18 protein-coding genes and 1 pseudogene are annotated in these 14437 nt (G+C 46.2%); 4 read left to right on the forward strand and 15 right to left on the reverse strand.

What is annotated here, in order from left to right; translation table 11 throughout:
• Nucleotides 1-18 precede the first annotated feature (18 nt).
• From JCM17471_RS04535 to JCM17471_RS04545, 3 genes are read right to left on the reverse strand one after another with little or no spacing between them, the layout of a single operon-like run.
• A complete protein-coding gene (locus JCM17471_RS04535) occupies nucleotides 19-966 on the reverse strand; it encodes a metal ABC transporter substrate-binding protein (protein WP_054776980.1) in 948 nt (315 codons plus the stop codon).
• Nucleotides 967-1821: a metal ABC transporter permease gene (locus tag JCM17471_RS04540; protein ID WP_054777036.1), complete on the reverse strand. Its 855-nt coding sequence runs from the start codon at nucleotides 1819-1821 to the stop codon at nucleotides 967-969.
• Entirely contained in the window at nucleotides 1821-2558 is a 738-nt protein-coding gene (locus JCM17471_RS04545; RefSeq protein WP_054776981.1) for a metal ABC transporter ATP-binding protein, read from the reverse strand. The genes JCM17471_RS04540 and JCM17471_RS04545 overlap by 1 nt, the downstream gene beginning before the upstream one ends.
• A 205-nt stretch (nucleotides 2559-2763) precedes the next feature.
• On the opposite strand from JCM17471_RS04545, the gene JCM17471_RS04550 reads away from it, so the two are divergent.
• Both JCM17471_RS04550 and JCM17471_RS04555 read left to right on the forward strand, forming a co-directional pair.
• Nucleotides 2764-3141, forward strand: coding sequence for a hypothetical protein (locus tag JCM17471_RS04550; protein WP_054776982.1), 378 nt, complete (start codon nucleotides 2764-2766; stop codon nucleotides 3139-3141).
• Nucleotides 3114-3464 (forward strand): hypothetical protein, encoded by a 351-nt coding sequence (locus tag JCM17471_RS04555; RefSeq protein ID WP_054776983.1) that lies wholly within the window; start codon nucleotides 3114-3116, stop codon nucleotides 3462-3464. The genes JCM17471_RS04550 and JCM17471_RS04555 overlap by 28 nt, the downstream gene beginning before the upstream one ends.
• 53 nt (nucleotides 3465-3517) lie before the next feature.
• Here JCM17471_RS04555 and JCM17471_RS04560 read toward each other — a convergent pair whose 3' ends face one another.
• From JCM17471_RS04560 to JCM17471_RS04570, 3 genes are all read right to left on the reverse strand, one after another.
• A complete protein-coding gene (locus tag JCM17471_RS04560; RefSeq protein ID WP_054776984.1) occupies nucleotides 3518-4234 on the reverse strand; it encodes a CAP domain-containing protein in 717 nt (238 codons plus the stop codon).
• Nucleotides 4235-4253: 19 nt separating this feature from the next.
• A complete protein-coding gene (locus tag JCM17471_RS04565; RefSeq protein WP_054776985.1) occupies nucleotides 4254-4538 on the reverse strand; it encodes a hypothetical protein in 285 nt (94 codons plus the stop codon).
• Between the two features lie 161 nt (nucleotides 4539-4699).
• Nucleotides 4700-5203, reverse strand: coding sequence for a lactoylglutathione lyase family protein (locus JCM17471_RS04570; protein ID WP_054776986.1), 504 nt, complete (start codon nucleotides 5201-5203; stop codon nucleotides 4700-4702).
• Nucleotides 5204-5297: 94 nt separating this feature from the next.
• Between JCM17471_RS04570 and JCM17471_RS04575 the strand changes: the two genes are divergently transcribed.
• Nucleotides 5298-5654: a winged helix-turn-helix transcriptional regulator gene (locus JCM17471_RS04575; RefSeq protein WP_173578932.1), complete on the forward strand. Its 357-nt coding sequence runs from the start codon at nucleotides 5298-5300 to the stop codon at nucleotides 5652-5654.
• 60 nt (nucleotides 5655-5714) lie between these two features.
• On the opposite strand, the gene JCM17471_RS04580 is transcribed toward JCM17471_RS04575, so the two are convergent.
• From JCM17471_RS04580 to JCM17471_RS04600, 5 genes and pseudogenes are all read right to left on the reverse strand, one after another.
• Nucleotides 5715-6317 carry an SLAP domain-containing protein gene (locus tag JCM17471_RS04580; RefSeq protein ID WP_054776988.1) on the reverse strand — a complete coding sequence of 201 codons (603 nt, stop codon included), beginning with the start codon at nucleotides 6315-6317 and terminating at the stop codon, nucleotides 5715-5717.
• A 142-nt stretch (nucleotides 6318-6459) separates the two neighbouring features.
• Entirely contained in the window at nucleotides 6460-7587 is a 1128-nt protein-coding gene (locus JCM17471_RS04585) for a C39 family peptidase (protein ID WP_054776989.1), read from the reverse strand.
• A 112-nt stretch (nucleotides 7588-7699) separates the two neighbouring features.
• Complete coding sequence (locus JCM17471_RS04590) at nucleotides 7700-8680, reverse strand: helix-turn-helix transcriptional regulator (protein WP_054776990.1); 981 nt, start codon at nucleotides 8678-8680, stop codon at nucleotides 7700-7702.
• Between the two features lie 121 nt (nucleotides 8681-8801).
• A pseudogene (locus tag JCM17471_RS04595) lies at nucleotides 8802-9993 on the reverse strand (MFS transporter).
• 70 nt (nucleotides 9994-10063) lie between these two features.
• Nucleotides 10064-10756: an N-acetylmannosamine-6-phosphate 2-epimerase gene (locus tag JCM17471_RS04600; protein ID WP_054777037.1), complete on the reverse strand. Its 693-nt coding sequence runs from the start codon at nucleotides 10754-10756 to the stop codon at nucleotides 10064-10066.
• Nucleotides 10757-10913: 157 nt separating this feature from the next.
• Here JCM17471_RS04600 and JCM17471_RS04605 point away from each other — a divergent pair, with 157 nt between their 5' ends.
• A complete protein-coding gene (locus JCM17471_RS04605; protein WP_054776991.1) occupies nucleotides 10914-11729 on the forward strand; it encodes a MurR/RpiR family transcriptional regulator in 816 nt (271 codons plus the stop codon).
• A 357-nt stretch (nucleotides 11730-12086) separates the two neighbouring features.
• Here the strand turns inward: JCM17471_RS04605 and JCM17471_RS04610 are convergent, their stop codons facing one another.
• From JCM17471_RS04610 to JCM17471_RS16425, 4 genes are read right to left on the reverse strand one after another with little or no spacing between them, the layout of a single operon-like run.
• Nucleotides 12087-12488, reverse strand: a complete 402-nt coding sequence (locus JCM17471_RS04610; protein WP_054776992.1) for a hypothetical protein — start codon at nucleotides 12486-12488, stop codon at nucleotides 12087-12089.
• A gap of 17 nt (nucleotides 12489-12505) precedes the next feature.
• Entirely contained in the window at nucleotides 12506-12793 is a 288-nt protein-coding gene (locus JCM17471_RS16415; RefSeq protein ID WP_369395795.1) for a hypothetical protein, read from the reverse strand.
• Nucleotides 12794-12807: 14 nt separating this feature from the next.
• Nucleotides 12808-13281, reverse strand: a complete 474-nt coding sequence (locus tag JCM17471_RS16420; RefSeq protein ID WP_369395796.1) for an AAA family ATPase — start codon at nucleotides 13279-13281, stop codon at nucleotides 12808-12810.
• The gene (locus JCM17471_RS16425; RefSeq protein WP_369395797.1) at nucleotides 13265-14416 is read right to left on the reverse strand and encodes a hypothetical protein; all 1152 of its coding nucleotides are present in this window, start codon (nucleotides 14414-14416) and stop codon (nucleotides 13265-13267) included. Before JCM17471_RS16425 ends, JCM17471_RS16420 begins: the two co-directional genes overlap by 17 nt.
• Nucleotides 14417-14437 lie beyond the last annotated feature (21 nt).

The following is a 14437-nucleotide window of genomic DNA, read 5'->3' on the forward strand; positions in this document are numbered from 1 at the left end:
CTTCACTCTCATCTATTGCTAGGATTGATCGGTTGTCAATCCGGCATATATCTTGTCCAAGTTCCATTTCATCATGTCGTAATAGGTGTCACCCTGTTTGCCCTCAGCCGCCAGCGAGTCCGTGAAAATTTTGCTGTAGATGCTGAGGCCCGTTTCCTTAGCCACTTTTTCCATCGACTTTGGTGAAACTGAAGTCTCAACGAACACGTGCTTCACCTCGGACTGGCGGATTTGGGCCAACACGGCCTTCATCTGTTCAGGCGTTCCCTGCGATTCCGTATTGATTTCCCAAATGTAAGCCGATGTCACGTGATAGGCCTTTGAGAAATACTTAAAGGCGCCTTCCGATGTGACTAACAAGCGCTGTGACTCTGGAATGGCAACAAACTTGGTCTGTGCCGTGCGATGCAGCTGCTCAAGTTTTGCAATGTAGCGATCCGCATTCTTTTGATAGTACGCCGCATTGTCAGGATCTTTTTGCTGCAACTGTTTGGTGATGGTTTTGACATATTGCACACCATTAGCCAAATCCAACCACGCGTGCGGGTCGACTTCTTTGGTGTTAGTGGTCAAATGCTGCGGGGTCACTCCTGCGCTCGCCGCAAACACCTGCTTACCAAACTGTTTGTGGGACGTTTCAACAAGTTTCTTAAACCAGCCGCTGCCACCCGTTTCCAGATTCAAACCGTTGTGAAAAATCACATCCGCTTCACTAGTTGCCGTGATGTCGGTTGGTTTCGGTTCATACTCGTGCGGATCGGTGCCGCGTTTGACGATACTGTATAACGCAATACGATCGCCACCGACATTGCGCACCATATCTTCAAGAATTGAGTTCGTCGTGACCACACGCAGTTTTTGACTCTCCTGTCGCGCTTGCGCATTGTTGTCACGTTGGTCGAGATAAACCCATAGGCCACTGATCATCGCGACCACACCAATAAAAGTGAAAAAAATCCGTTTCATCTACTTCACCGCCTTTTTGCTAGGCCATTTGAGAAAGGCTTGCTTGGGTGACACGATGAATGAGATTAAGAACATCGTGGCCGCGACGAGCACGATTGCAGGGCCCGATGCCCAATTGAGCGTGTAACTCAAGTACAGCCCGACACTCGCCGAAATAGCACCCAGAATGGAAGCCAATACCAACATGACTTTCAAATTGTTCGTCCACAGGAATGCAGTGGCAGCCGGCGTGATCAGCATGGCCACCACCAGGATAATGCCGACTGTTTGCAGGGCCGACACCGTGACCAAGGTCAGCACCAGCATCAAGGCGTAGTGGAACACCTGCACAGGCAACCCATACGTGCGGCCGAACGTCTCATCAAATGAGATGACCAGTAATTCCTTATAGAAGGTGACTACAAACATGATGACGATGCCCAATACCACCGCCGTTGTCATGATGTCGTTATCGCTGACCGCCAGAATATTCCCGAATAAAATATGGTGCAGATTCGTGGAACTCTCCACCATCGAGATCAAGATGAAACCCAGCGCATAAAAGGCACTGAAGACGACCCCAATCGAGGTATCCGTCTTGATTTTGCTGTGGCTCGCGACAAAACCAATCAACAGTGCCGCCAAAATACCGAAGACGGATGCGCCAATCAGCAGGTTGAAACCAAACATGTAGGCGACCGCCACACCGGGTAGCACCGCATGAGAAATCGCGTCCCCCATCAGTGACATGCCGCGCAAAATGATGAAGCTGCCAATAATACCGGACATTACACCCACCATAATCGCCGTAATCAAGGCGCTTTGCAGGAAGTCGTAGCGACCCAATGCGCCAATAAATTCGCTCAGAGATGCCATCACTGCACGCCCCCCTTCTCAAATAATACTGAAGATAGGTCTGCACTAAACGCACGCTCGATGTTCGTGGCGTTATACACGTCGGCAGTTGGTCCGTAATCGATAATGCCGTGATTCAAAATCACCAGATCATCAAAGTAACTGGTCACCTTGTTCAAGTCATGGTGAATGACAATGATGGTTTTACCCGCATCACGCCACGCCTTGAGGATGGCCATAATCGCTGTTTCGCTCTGTAAGTCGATACCGACAAATGGTTCATCCAGGATAATCACATCCGCTTCCTGAACGATTGCGCGAGCGACAAACACCCGCTGCAGTTGGCCGCCAGAGAGCTGACTGATTTGCCGATGGGCGAACTCACTCAAACTCACCTGTGATAATGCGGCTTTCGCGGCCGCTTTTTCCTTCTTACCTGGGCTCTTAAACAAACCGAGTTTGCCATAAGTCCCCGTCACGACCAGATCAAATACATCGATGGGAAATGTCAGATCCAGGTCTTTGCGCTGTTCGACATAGGCGATTTGTTTTTGAACCGCCTTTATCGGTTGGTCCTGATACAAGACCGTCCCTGTCTTAGGTTTAATCAAGCCTAGAATCGCCTTAATTAGGGTAGATTTACCCGCACCGTTTGGTCCAATGATGCCAGTGATTTTGCTTGCGTTAAAATTAACGGCAACATCAGCAAAGACTGGTGTGTCATCGTAAGCAACGGTGAGCTTCTCTACAGTTAACATGTAGTGCCCTCCATTTCGTGCTGTCATCAGCACATGTTTTAGGTCGTTATAACTATCCACAAGCAAGTATAACTTGAATTAACGTCATAAGCAACGATATTTTTAGGCTAGTCTAACAATTCTGTCAAAGTGTGTTTGACTTCAATCTTAATTTTCTGTATCTTGAATACTGAAATTAGGAGGAAGTTATGAAAAACTAGCAACAATGGGGATTGTCGCATTCACCTTATTACTGTCGGGCTGTGGGATCTTGGGTAAAACCCCCAGTGCCGAGCAATTATTGACCGATTCAGCGGCCGCACAAAAGCGGATGAGCAATGTACATATGGTCAACAAATTCAATATGAGTCAAGATTCATCTGATTTTGGTATGAATACAGATGTATCAACCGACCTGCATCAACGGCGGTTGATAGGCAGTCTCAATAGCCATGGAACGGACGTCATCGAAAGTCACACGACACCTATTTTTCTGTCATCAGATGAACTACTTCAAAAAATGATGGTCGCTGGGAAGAAAATGCTCGAGGCAAAGCATTTGTCGCCCATCACTTCATGGTTGTTGAAAGTATCACCAATCTGAATACACTTGCCAAAAACACGGATCTAACTGACAAAGCTGAGACAACATCATCACAAGATCAATATACGATTCGCATGAATATGACCGGTCAACCGGCAAAACGTCTTTTTGCCAAAATTTCAAATCAACCACTCAAGTTATTTAACGATTTCCAAACGAGTAAAGTGAGTTATTTACTAACTTTAGATCGACAAACAAAGCTAGTCACTCAATGCACAGCGAAATATGAATTTGCGGAAGGCAAAAAATTCGCTTCAGTCACCGATACCGCCACCTTCTCTAAGTGGAATCAGTCGCCTGTTAAAACACCGACTGTGAACTAGGAACAAAAAAACTGTAGCCAGTTAAGACGGCTACAGTTTTTTTTAATTATTGACTAACCACCGAAATCCTGGAGAGCAAGCCATTGCCCATTGTGTAAGCAAATGACCCCCATCCCTTGATCCACAAATTTAGGATTCAGCATATTGGCATTGTGGCCCGGGCTATTCTTCCATTGATTAAAGGCATTTTGTGCAATTTCTTCAATCTCACTGCCATTCGTAATCAGCAGATTCTCGCCACCGAAGGATACATGTGAATAATATTCAGCGTAGTGCGCTTCCTTATAGAACGGTTGTCCATCCGGTAGATTATGGTCAGCTGCGTAGACATCTTTCGCATTAGCGGCATCCGCTTCCTGTTGGGACCGAACCTTTGCGGCTGCCATCAATGTATCATTGTCGCGTAATGCCACGGCGCCATGCTGTTGCCTATATTGATTGATAATTTCGACTAAGCGGGTATTTACCTTCGCCGCCATCTGCACATCATCTAATTTGATCAAGTCCTCTGGAATTGAGGATGTATAGGTCTTCATCCCTCGATATTGCTCACTGATTAGGTTGACTTGGTCGCCGTAGATCCATTGATTGCCGCCAAGGTTGTACCAAACAGCCCCTTGAACAACCGCCCGTTTGACTACCCGCCAGCTTGAACCAGCCTTCAAAGGCGCATGTGAAGTTGCCTTTCGACTGGCGCTAGGGTTATCCCAAACAGTGAACCCATAATGTGTGCCAGGTTGAATTCTCACCACGCCATTCAGTGTTTGCATCGAGGTTTCTCCTCTGAGATCAAAAATATTTGCCAGAGATCCATTGCTTGCCACCGAGATTGAAATTCCATTGATCAGACTTGCGTGCTTCATAGACCTTCCAATTTGAGTTTGTTGCCAGATATTTGCCCGTTAACCATGACAAAGGTTGTTGATATATCGCAATCCCGTACCCCTTAACATAATTCACCATCCCGACACTTGATGACGCCGAAACCGACTGTGTTTGTTGCGCGAACATGGCGCCGCCCAACAAGGCAGATGTAACTAATCCCGCTTTAACCCATTGTTGTAATTTACCCATCATAACTCCTCCAACATTTTTATTTCACTATAATAACTTAATTATACTATATTTTAATCAATATTACTTTACATAAATAAAGAGAATGACAAAAAAACAAAACATCGCTGTCAGCATCATTTCATACCGACAGCGATGTTTTAACAATTAATATAATGCGGTTAATAGCCACCCTGCGAATAGGTCAGCTCATAGGAATGCGTATAGATTTCAACCAGATTGCCGAAAGGATCTTCCATGTACACCATCTTGTATGGCTTCTCCCCCGGATAGTATTCCTTAATCGGCATCCGTTGCTTGCCACCATGCGCCTTAATCTTTTCGACCAAGCCCTCAATATCAGGATCTTGCACGCCATAGTGGAAAATCCCCGTCTCCCAATATTTGAAGTTATCGTCTGGCCGCGTATTTTTAGCGAATTCAAACATCTCGATGCCAATACCATCACCGGTTGCCAGATGCGCAATCTTGTAACTGCCCCAACCTGTGCCAAACACGGCACTGGACATCACACCGATGGCACTGTCATCTTCCGTGACTTCTGAAGCATCCATGATGACGTACCACCCCATTACCTCAGTGTAGAATTTTACGGCTGCGTGGATGTCTGGTACAGATAGGCCAATGTGAGAAAAGCTTCGTGGATAAGTGTGTTCTTGTGTCATTTTCATGCCCCTTTTCATATGATATTAGCTAGTATATAATCACTTACTAAAAGGAAACAGTACGCACTTTCAAGTAAGTACCTAAGGAGCAATCATGAAAAAATATCATATTGGCATTGAAGCCTCATTTGATACTATTGCAGGCAAATGGAAACCACTTATTCTTTGTTATATCGGTGTTGGTGTCAATCGCAATGGCGACTTGATGCGGCACATTCCAGAAATCTCTCAAAAAGTGCTGACCGAACAATTAAAACAACTGGTGGCAGATGATATTTTGACTCGCACCGTCTACGAAACCAAACCATTACATGTTGAGTATGCCTTCACGCCTTATGGGGAGAGTCTCAAGCACATCCTGCTTGAGTTGTGTGCCTGGGGTGAAAAACACGTGGCCCATCAACAAGCTGCTGGAGCGCAGGTTGAGATTGAAGAAGGACTACCCTTATAACAGCTGACAAAGAACCCCATGCATCCTACTCATCGCGCGGTGCATGAGGTTTTAGGTTGATTACTTTTTACCAGGTGTCCAGACGTTGTCGTAACCGCCCGTTAGGCTGGCAATGTTTGCTGGAATTCTACCATCGTAACTCTTATCGCTACGACTGGTTTCGCGAGTGATATTGGCATAGCTACCGTCTAACCACTGGTTGCGACCTAAGTTGTACCAAACATGTCCATTCACAACGGCCCGACTCACAGCTTTCCAAGACGTTCCATGCTTCAGCAAGGCATGTTTAATCACATGATGGCCTGATTTTGGTGAATTCCACACAGCGATGCCATAACCAGGCACATAGTGGATTTTAACCACTGAATTAACAGTTTGTGTTGAATTCTCATACCGAAGATCTAAGTATCGATTGAGGACCCATTGATTGCCCCCAAGATTGAACCCCCAGGCAAACACCTTACCGTAATTACCCAATCCAGTGTACTGCACGGTCCATTTAGAACCAGTCTTCAGATACTTGCCCGTCTTCTTACCGGACAGATTATCATAGACAGAGACACCTTGCCCTTGCACATAGTTGACCGTGCCGACGTTGGTTGCGGCATCAACAGCTTGTGCCTTCTGTGCGACTGCGAACCCCATCAAAATCGTGCCAGCCATTACGCCAGCCTTAACCCATTGCCATAACTTTTCTTACCCATCATGACGCCTCCTAATATCATCAATATCACTCTAAAAGTATACCCCTAAACAATTTTACTGACAAAACTTTCAATAAAAAATCATTGAACCATTACTTTGTTTACAGGATTGCGACAGCGAATTGATGCGGTGCATACGCGCGATTGAACTGTGCATTGGTTACCCAGTAGCGGCCCAAGACAGGATCGGAGACGTGGACCTGACCCGTTTTAGTATTGTAGCCGTCAACTGTCATCACATGCAGATTCGAAACACCCGTGCCCCAGAAAAACTTCTGATATTGTGGCGCACCAAAGCGAATCGTCACCCAAGCCACAACCGGATTGCCTGCTTTGACTTGGTTGATGATGCCTTGCAGATTCGTGCCACTGATATCCTTAACCGGATTGAATTTGGCGATCCAAGGATCAAAAGCTTGCGGAAAAATCGTTTGATGAACACCCGGTGTCTCGCCATATGGAGAACCCGCAAATCCGTGATAAGGATTATTATCTTTGGCAATCGGCATCGTATTTAACAACTGCTGCAGATTCCAACCCGCAAGCCGCCCCTTGTAGTGCATCGCTTGTAACGCCGACGCCCCTTCACAACCATAAGGCGCACCATTGGCATATTGGTCGATGAATGGCACTCCTAATAAGCGGGTCACTTGATAATCGGTAAAAGTCGTGTATTGGCCTTGCACCCACTGCTTGGTTCCCACACGATACCACGTTTGCCCTTGATAACTGACCTTAGCAGTGACCTGCCATGAGGTCCCGTGTTTGAGTAGTTGCCCCGTCGCTTTTCGGCTCGAATCAAACGAATTCCAAACCGCGATACTGTATCCGGGCACATAATTGATTTTGATTCCACCGGTCACGTTAGTCGGTGTTGGCAATGGCAATTGGGTCCCAGCAACTGTGTGAGTTGCGGGAATCCACTGATTACCACCCAAGTTGTACCAAGTTTGACCGTCCACCATGACTGTCTTTACAACCCGCCACGATGTCCCGTGCATCAATTTGGGCCCCACCACGTAACGATTAGCTTGATACGTGTTCCACATTGCGATGCCATAGCCAGGAACATAGTTGATCGTAATCGTGCTAGGACCTGTTGCGGTTGGGACTGCAGCCACACTCACTTGAGCCCCGTGAATAGTTTGATTCTGGTTGGCCACCGCGCCTAATGCGAGACCCGCAACTGTAACAAGTGCCGTCCGCCAGATTGTTTTCTTGATTTGCATTGATTACCCTCAATAATTAAATTATTGGCAGTATAACGAATCGCGGCGACAATTCTTGTCGCATTCAGGAACAAAGAACTGTGCACTTGACGCACAGTCTGTCATGGCCAAATTATTCATCGTCAGCATATAACGAGCTGGCCGCTGCCAGCCAATCCTTCACATCATCCACCACCACCTGTGGTTTCAAGACGCGCAAAATATTGCTCTGAGTCATCAGCCACATTTTGATACCCAACGAATACTCCACCGTAATCTCCATCAATGTGACCGGAAAATCAAAACGGCGCGGCTTATCGAGCGTCTTAATCACGCGAGATTTGGGAAATCGATCGAGCACATAATCGGGCAAGCCATAGTATTCAAATTGAATCTGAATATCATGGCCATCATAGGCATAGGCTTGTTCGATCTGTTTCTCACCAACTTGATACTCACGAAACACGCCAAACTCAGATCGCGTTCCCAAAATCTTTAATTGATCCATCCAATCAATGCGATACGTCTCAAACTGCCCCGTCGCGTCATTGGCCACTGTCACAAAGAAATAGTATTGCGAATGACGAATCGCCACGGGCTGTCCCATCACTCGAGTCACCGGCTTCTGTTCACTAATTTCCTTATCCATGTAGAGAAAACTAATTTTGCGATGCGCCTGAATGGTCTCTTGAAGCTGCCAAATCATCGCCAGGCGATCCTGTTTCTCGCCAATTTCGCGATAATTCAACTGCTCATTCCCGATGGCCGCGCTCAACACACTCGAAGACGCTTCAGGCAACTCACTGATTAAGGTGCGCACGAGTTGATTCATTTCTGAGCGATTGAGTGAGCGACTGGCCAATAGGATTTTGGCCAGCACCAGTAACTGCGCCTCGCTCAGATTATTGGCGCGCTTCAATGCATATTGGCGATTGTGGCGCGTTAATTCAAATGTGTCCGCCAAATGACTGTCTTCAATTGCATTCTTAATCGTGGTCAAAAAGCGTTGCGCGGTTCGCACCGTGACACCATATTCATCCGCAATCTCATTCACATTCAGCTTTTGCCCCGCGAACAATTTGAACAACAGTGATACGAACTGTTCTTGTGCCATTCGATTCCCTCCATCGTGCCAGTCTCATGCGCTTATTGTACCGCTGAAAAAAACGACACATATTGTCGCTTGATACATAAAAAATCGCGCACAGCCAGATTGACCATGCGCGATTTTAAAATTAATCTTCCGCGTGTGCGATTTTCTGTGGTTCCTTGAGCACCAGGTGACTGATGGTTGCCACGATGACGAAGAACAACGCCACGCTGCAAACCCCCATCCAGCCGAAATGCGTCCAGGCGAGCGTACTCATGAATGTCGCAAACGCCCCACCCAAGAAGTAGCTGAACATAAAAATCGAGTTGTTGCGATTGCTGGCAGCCGGATTAATCGATTGGACAATGGCCTGATTGGAGACCTGCCCGAATTGGGTCCCCAGATCGAGCAGCACAATGCCGACAATCAGTGCGATAAAGAACTGGCCCAACAAGGCAAAAATCACGAAGGCCACGGCCGAAAAGAGAATACCCAGACCGATCGTGAGTCGTGGTGAATAGGTGTCCACAATACGACCGATGATGGATGCAAACAGCACGCCGGTAATACCGAGCAGTCCCAGCAGACCGGCCACGCCACTCCCCAGATGATACTGATCAGCCAGATAAAAACGCTAATGTTGACCACAAGACATTGGACAAGCCAAAGAGACAAAAGCCATTGATTGCCGCGCCCTGGAGATACTTTTCAGAACGGAAAATCCGCGGTAATGAGGCCAAGATGTCCTTGTAGCGAATATCCTGATGGCCGCGCACATCCCGAGGCAGATAGGCCTGCAGCACAAAGAAGAGAATTGTGCAGGCAATGGCGGCAATCAAGTAGACAAAATGCCAATCCATGACGCTACCGATGAGGCCACTGACAGAGCGCGAGATGAGAATCCCGGCCAGCAACCCACTGAGGACGTTGCCCAAAACACGGCCGCGATGAAACCCGGATGACAGATAAGCCGCATACGGAATAATGATCTGCGGTGCGACCGATGTGATACCGACTAATAACGATGCAATCCCCAGCACAAGAATATTGGGTGATAAAAATGCAATCAGACACGATCCAATCGACAGGACCAACATCGTCTGAATCAGTTTGTGACGGTTAAAGATATCGCCCAGCGGCACGATGAGCAAAAGCCCAAACGCATACCCCAACTGTGTCAGCATGGCCACCGCGCCAACAGCGGCCTTGGTGACGTGGAAGCTCGCTGCAATCAGCCCTTCAATCGGTTGAATATAGTTAAGATTAGCTACGATGACACCCGCAGCAATCGCCATCAGAATGACAGTTCGGTTGGATAATTCTTTATTTGTCTCCATAGTTCGCCTCTCCTTCGAAAAATACGTCATTAATCAGTATAGACCGAAGTTGAGGCGAGAGAAAGGCATGCTAGTTCTCGATTGCCGCGATGAAACGTTGCGCGATTTCGAGCGGCCGCGTGATGGCACCACCGACCACCATGCCAGCCACGCCCATCTGATTGATTTTGGCGGCTTGTTCCGGTGTGTGAATACGACCTTCAGCGATGGTATCGATACCGGCTGCCACCAAGGCTTGAATCAAGGCGTAATCGGGATCGGGACTCGTTGGACTCTCATCTGTGTAGCCTGACAATGTGGTGCCCACAAAATCCACGCCGGCCTGCCATGCTTGTTGGCCCTCTTCAACTGTCGCGATATCAGCCATCAACAATTGATCGGGATACTTCGCCTTGATGGCCGCCACAAACTGCGTCACTGTCAGGCCATCGTGCCGATCACGCTGCGTGGCATCAAAGGCGATCACCGCACAGTGTGTAGCCACCAATTCATCAATTTCGCGCATGGTGGCCGTGATGAATGGCTGTTCAGGCGGATAATCGCGCTTGATAATGCCGATAATCGGTAAATTGACCGCCGCTTGAATCTCGTTAATGTCTCGCACCGAATTGGCCCGAATACCGACAGCCCCCGCTTGTGCCGCGGCCTTTGCCATCAGTGGCATGATGCCGCCCTGTTCCGTATACAATGGTTCACCGGGTAACGCCTGACATGACACAATTAAGCCGCCTTTGATGGCGCTGAGAAATTGTTGTTTGTTCATCATCCGAAATCCTCCGTTTTTATAAAAATAGGATTTTAACTCCAATCTCAATATATCGCGATGGTCGGATAATGTAAACCTTTTCTCAATTAAAATGGAGAAATTCTCCAAAATTGAGTTGCCGACAGCTATAATAGAGTCAACAAGGAGGTAGCCTATGAATGACGACTATTTAATTCACGATCGCTACGATCGCCTCACCAAGTCAGAGCGCAAGGTGGCGGATTTTGTGCTCCCGCAGGGAAACAAAATTATCTACGCCACGATGACCGAGATCAAGGCCGCGACCGGTGTTGGCGACGCGACCATCATCCGCTTTTGCCAGAAACTCGGCTTCAATGGCTTTTCCGATTTCAAAATTGCGATTGCCAAGGAAGACTATACCCAAGAACGCGTCGCCCGCCCCACTGACTACTACGACGATATCGCGGGTCACATCACACAAGCCCTCGATGCCACCGCACAGTTAATTAATCCAGCAAAAATCGATCAGACCGTCACCCTGATGCAGCAGGCTAAGCACATCTATTTATTCGGCGTTGGCAGCAGCGGTGAAGTCGCGACCAATTTTGCCAGCATTCTGTTACGCGTTGGTGTGCAAGCCACAGCCGTCACCGATGCCCATTTTCAGGCACAGGTTGCCTCGCTCTTAACCGAATCGGATCTGGTCTTCGGCTTCTCCCTCTCCGGGCGCACCAAGGATACTTTCGATTCCCTGAATGTAGCCAAACACAACGGTGCCACCATCATCGCCATCACGAATTACCTCAACACCCCCATCGGCAAGCAAGGTGATCTCGTGCTACAAACCGCGATGCAGGAATTCTTTAACGGCGGTTCGGTCGCTGGGCGCGTGTCCCAACTCTACATCTGTGATGTCATCACGCGCGACTATGAAAATAAAAACAACGTCAATGCCGTGGCACTGCGGGAACGCGTGTTGCGGGCCATTATTGATAAGAGTATTGATTAAAAATCTAGCGAGTCACCTCAAATGACACAAAAGATCATCCTGACAGCGATTGAACCGAACCCCCCCTGAGTCGGATTACTCCAACTCAGGGGGGTTCGGTTCACTTAGTAGGTTGTCACAACCGCTTGTTTTCACGAAGATTGTGGATTATGTTCCAAAAAACAAGAATTCTAATTAGCAAGGAGTGTGCGAAATCCCCGATCACCGGTAACTTTTAGTTCTCATTCTATGAATGCTTCTTGTCGCCTCTCATAATCAATACTTATACAAAGTCACTTTCGTCACCGATTACCATATTCTTCTTTCTGCATTTATGAAAAGTGAGTGGTCCCATGATAGGCGCCAACACTCCAGCAATCAACATGCCACCAAAATAACTGCTAAGATGCGACCAATGATGGCCAACAAACCACCAATAAACATCAAATTGTTCAAAAATCTCCCAATAAAACTTTGCTTGTACCACCATAATGAGAATGGATAAAAGTACGCTGTAAGAATCGTAAACATGAGGGCTAAAAACTTGGCCATACCACCAGCATTGGGATTTAAATTGTCTCCATTACCAAACATATCGAGTAATATCATGTTGTCAATCCAATAAACGAAAGGTAGCACAAATAATAAATGAATCAGTTTTCGTTTCCAATAATCTGGATGTAGATAACTGTACCCATTTTTCAATCCAGTAAATATCTTCTTAAAATCGTTCTTTTGTCCCCTGTTAGGTGGCTGTACGTATTGATGGCTATCTGCCATAATTACTCCTCCAGCGTTCAAAGTTTAGTAGCTAAAATATCTTCAGCGGTAATCGTTGATAGGTCTTCAGTGCCGGTTCTAGCTAATCGCACGGCAACTTTCCGCAGCAATTGTTCATTCAGATTTCTTATCCAACGACCATTACTGTGGTCATTACTCAGGCCATAGTTATGCGCAATCAAATCGGTGTAGTCATCAACGTTGACAGTATAATTGTTCTTATTCAAATCTGATAATCCAATTTGAGCGAGTTCATCTAATGTGTAATCTTCAAAATTAAAGCGATTAGGGATTCGACTCGCCAAGCCCTCATTCATCTTCAAAAATCTGTCATATTATCTGTGTACCCGGCAAAGATAATCACCAAATCGTCTCGATGATCTTCCATAAACTTCAAGATTTCATTAATCGCTTCCGAGCCAAAATCATTATCACTACCGTTTGCTAATGTGTATGCCTCGTCAATAAAGAGAACTCCGCCGAGTGCTTCTTCCAATTTTTCACGCGTTTTAATGGCAGTTTGTCCAACATAACCGGCCACCAAATCTGTTCTCGAGGTTTCTACAAATTTATCAGAAGCCACAATGCCTTTCTGATACAAGATTTTGCCGACAATTCGTGCCACCGTTGTTTTCCCAGTACCAGGATTCCCAAGAAACAGTGAGTGAAGCGTCATCCCGGTATTCGCTAAGCCTTGATCTTCGCGGCGCTTATTCATTTCAGCCATTGCAACAAACTCTTCAACCTCATTTTTAACAACTGGTAGGCCAATCATTTCATTCAGTTGTACCAATGCAGGCTTCTCCCCAAAAAACAATCTTTCCAGCATCTGCGGTGATGGTATATAGATTTTTTTCATTTTTGATAAATGTGTGATTAGTTTGATTGTATGCCAGTTGTTTGAATGTACCCACGTCGAGATCAACATCTTGTTCCATCTTAATATTGGGATCAGTCAACATTCCAAAATAAATCTGATCTGCTTGAATTTTTGATTGCTGATTCCCAAATAAGTTGATATTTCCGTTTGCGATACCTTTAATGAATATCGTCGTGGCTTGTAGCACACTTTGCGCTTTAATCGCCAAACTTTCTGAAATAGTAACCTGACTGATATGGGCAACTGAGGACATAAGAGCAACGGAATCTAAATTACCTTGATCAATCGTGAAAGTTGCATTTTTTCCACTCAGTGCAGCATTAAAGTTTGGTTGTAAAACGCTACTATTCGTAAGCGTTAGTTTAGAATCAAGCACTCTCACGCATGGCCAATTACTTTTTTCAGTTACTTTTCCTCCATCTAACCATGAATCAATAACTGTTGCCGTACTCTCCTTTTCCATATAAAGTGCATTAGATTCATGGTAAACCACCGTTACTTCTTTCAAAGATGCAGCTGAATGAGACAAACTAATTCGGCACCCAAGCCAACTATTCGCCACCGTCAACGTAGAATCAAGAATAAACGCTGAAAAGTTTCCATCGGCTATCTTACTCGGCTGGGCAGTAACATCATAAAAATCTATTTTTGAGTTATCTTCAGCATAAATCACCGGATAATTAACGCCTTCTTGCGCAAGTGATTCTACAAGTACTCGCTGAGCAATAACATTTGAAGCTCCTTTGACATTAATCGCATTAGACTTTTCAGACGTTATTTGAATACAAATATCTTTAAGCGTCACTTGTGCCTGATTTGAAACAAAAATTGCACCAATTGTATTTGTAAACAATCGATGATTCGTCTCTGTGTTTATTTGAACGTGTCCTTGGATGGTGATATTTTTCTTAAGACGAATGATCTGGTCAGTTTGAGGTGAAAATCCCTGCTGAATTTCAATCGTATCACCATCCGCTGCCTTCTCAAGCGCCTGATCAAAATCCCAAGTCGTGCGTTTGTGAAATAATGAAGTATCATCTGGTCCCACTAAATATACCGCCACTCTTAC

Source organism: Lacticaseibacillus saniviri JCM 17471 = DSM 24301, assembly GCF_001311785.1.
Taxonomy (GTDB): domain Bacteria; phylum Bacillota; class Bacilli; order Lactobacillales; family Lactobacillaceae; genus Lacticaseibacillus; species Lacticaseibacillus saniviri.

Excerpts from the sequence above, each read along its gene's own strand:
- JCM17471_RS04535 (WP_054776980.1), bottom strand. The coding sequence starts at position 966 with ATGAAACGGATTTTTTTCACTTTTATTGGTGTGGTCGCGATGATCAGT.
- JCM17471_RS04540 (WP_054777036.1), bottom strand. The coding sequence starts at position 1,821 with ATGGCATCTCTGAGCGAATTTATTGGCGCATTGGGTCGCTACGACTTC.
- JCM17471_RS04545 (WP_054776981.1), bottom strand. The coding sequence starts at position 2,558 with ATGTTAACTGTAGAGAAGCTCACCGTTGCTTACGATGACACACCAGTC.
- JCM17471_RS04550 (WP_054776982.1), top strand. The coding sequence starts at position 2,764 with ATGGGGATTGTCGCATTCACCTTATTACTGTCGGGCTGTGGGATCTTG.
- JCM17471_RS04555 (WP_054776983.1), top strand. The coding sequence starts at position 3,114 with ATGGTTGTTGAAAGTATCACCAATCTGAATACACTTGCCAAAAACACG.
- JCM17471_RS04560 (WP_054776984.1), bottom strand. The coding sequence starts at position 4,234 with ATGCAAACACTGAATGGCGTGGTGAGAATTCAACCTGGCACACATTAT.
- JCM17471_RS04565 (WP_054776985.1), bottom strand. The coding sequence starts at position 4,538 with ATGGGTAAATTACAACAATGGGTTAAAGCGGGATTAGTTACATCTGCC.
- JCM17471_RS04570 (WP_054776986.1), bottom strand. The coding sequence starts at position 5,203 with ATGACACAAGAACACACTTATCCACGAAGCTTTTCTCACATTGGCCTA.
- JCM17471_RS04575 (WP_173578932.1), top strand. The coding sequence starts at position 5,298 with ATGAAAAAATATCATATTGGCATTGAAGCCTCATTTGATACTATTGCA.
- JCM17471_RS04580 (WP_054776988.1), bottom strand. The coding sequence starts at position 6,317 with ATGGCTGGCACGATTTTGATGGGGTTCGCAGTCGCACAGAAGGCACAA.
- JCM17471_RS04585 (WP_054776989.1), bottom strand. The coding sequence starts at position 7,587 with ATGCAAATCAAGAAAACAATCTGGCGGACGGCACTTGTTACAGTTGCG.
- JCM17471_RS04590 (WP_054776990.1), bottom strand. The coding sequence starts at position 8,680 with ATGGCACAAGAACAGTTCGTATCACTGTTGTTCAAATTGTTCGCGGGG.
- JCM17471_RS04600 (WP_054777037.1), bottom strand. The coding sequence starts at position 10,756 with ATGAACAAACAACAATTTCTCAGCGCCATCAAAGGCGGCTTAATTGTG.
- JCM17471_RS04605 (WP_054776991.1), top strand. The coding sequence starts at position 10,914 with ATGAATGACGACTATTTAATTCACGATCGCTACGATCGCCTCACCAAG.
- JCM17471_RS04610 (WP_054776992.1), bottom strand. The coding sequence starts at position 12,488 with ATGGCAGATAGCCATCAATACGTACAGCCACCTAACAGGGGACAAAAG.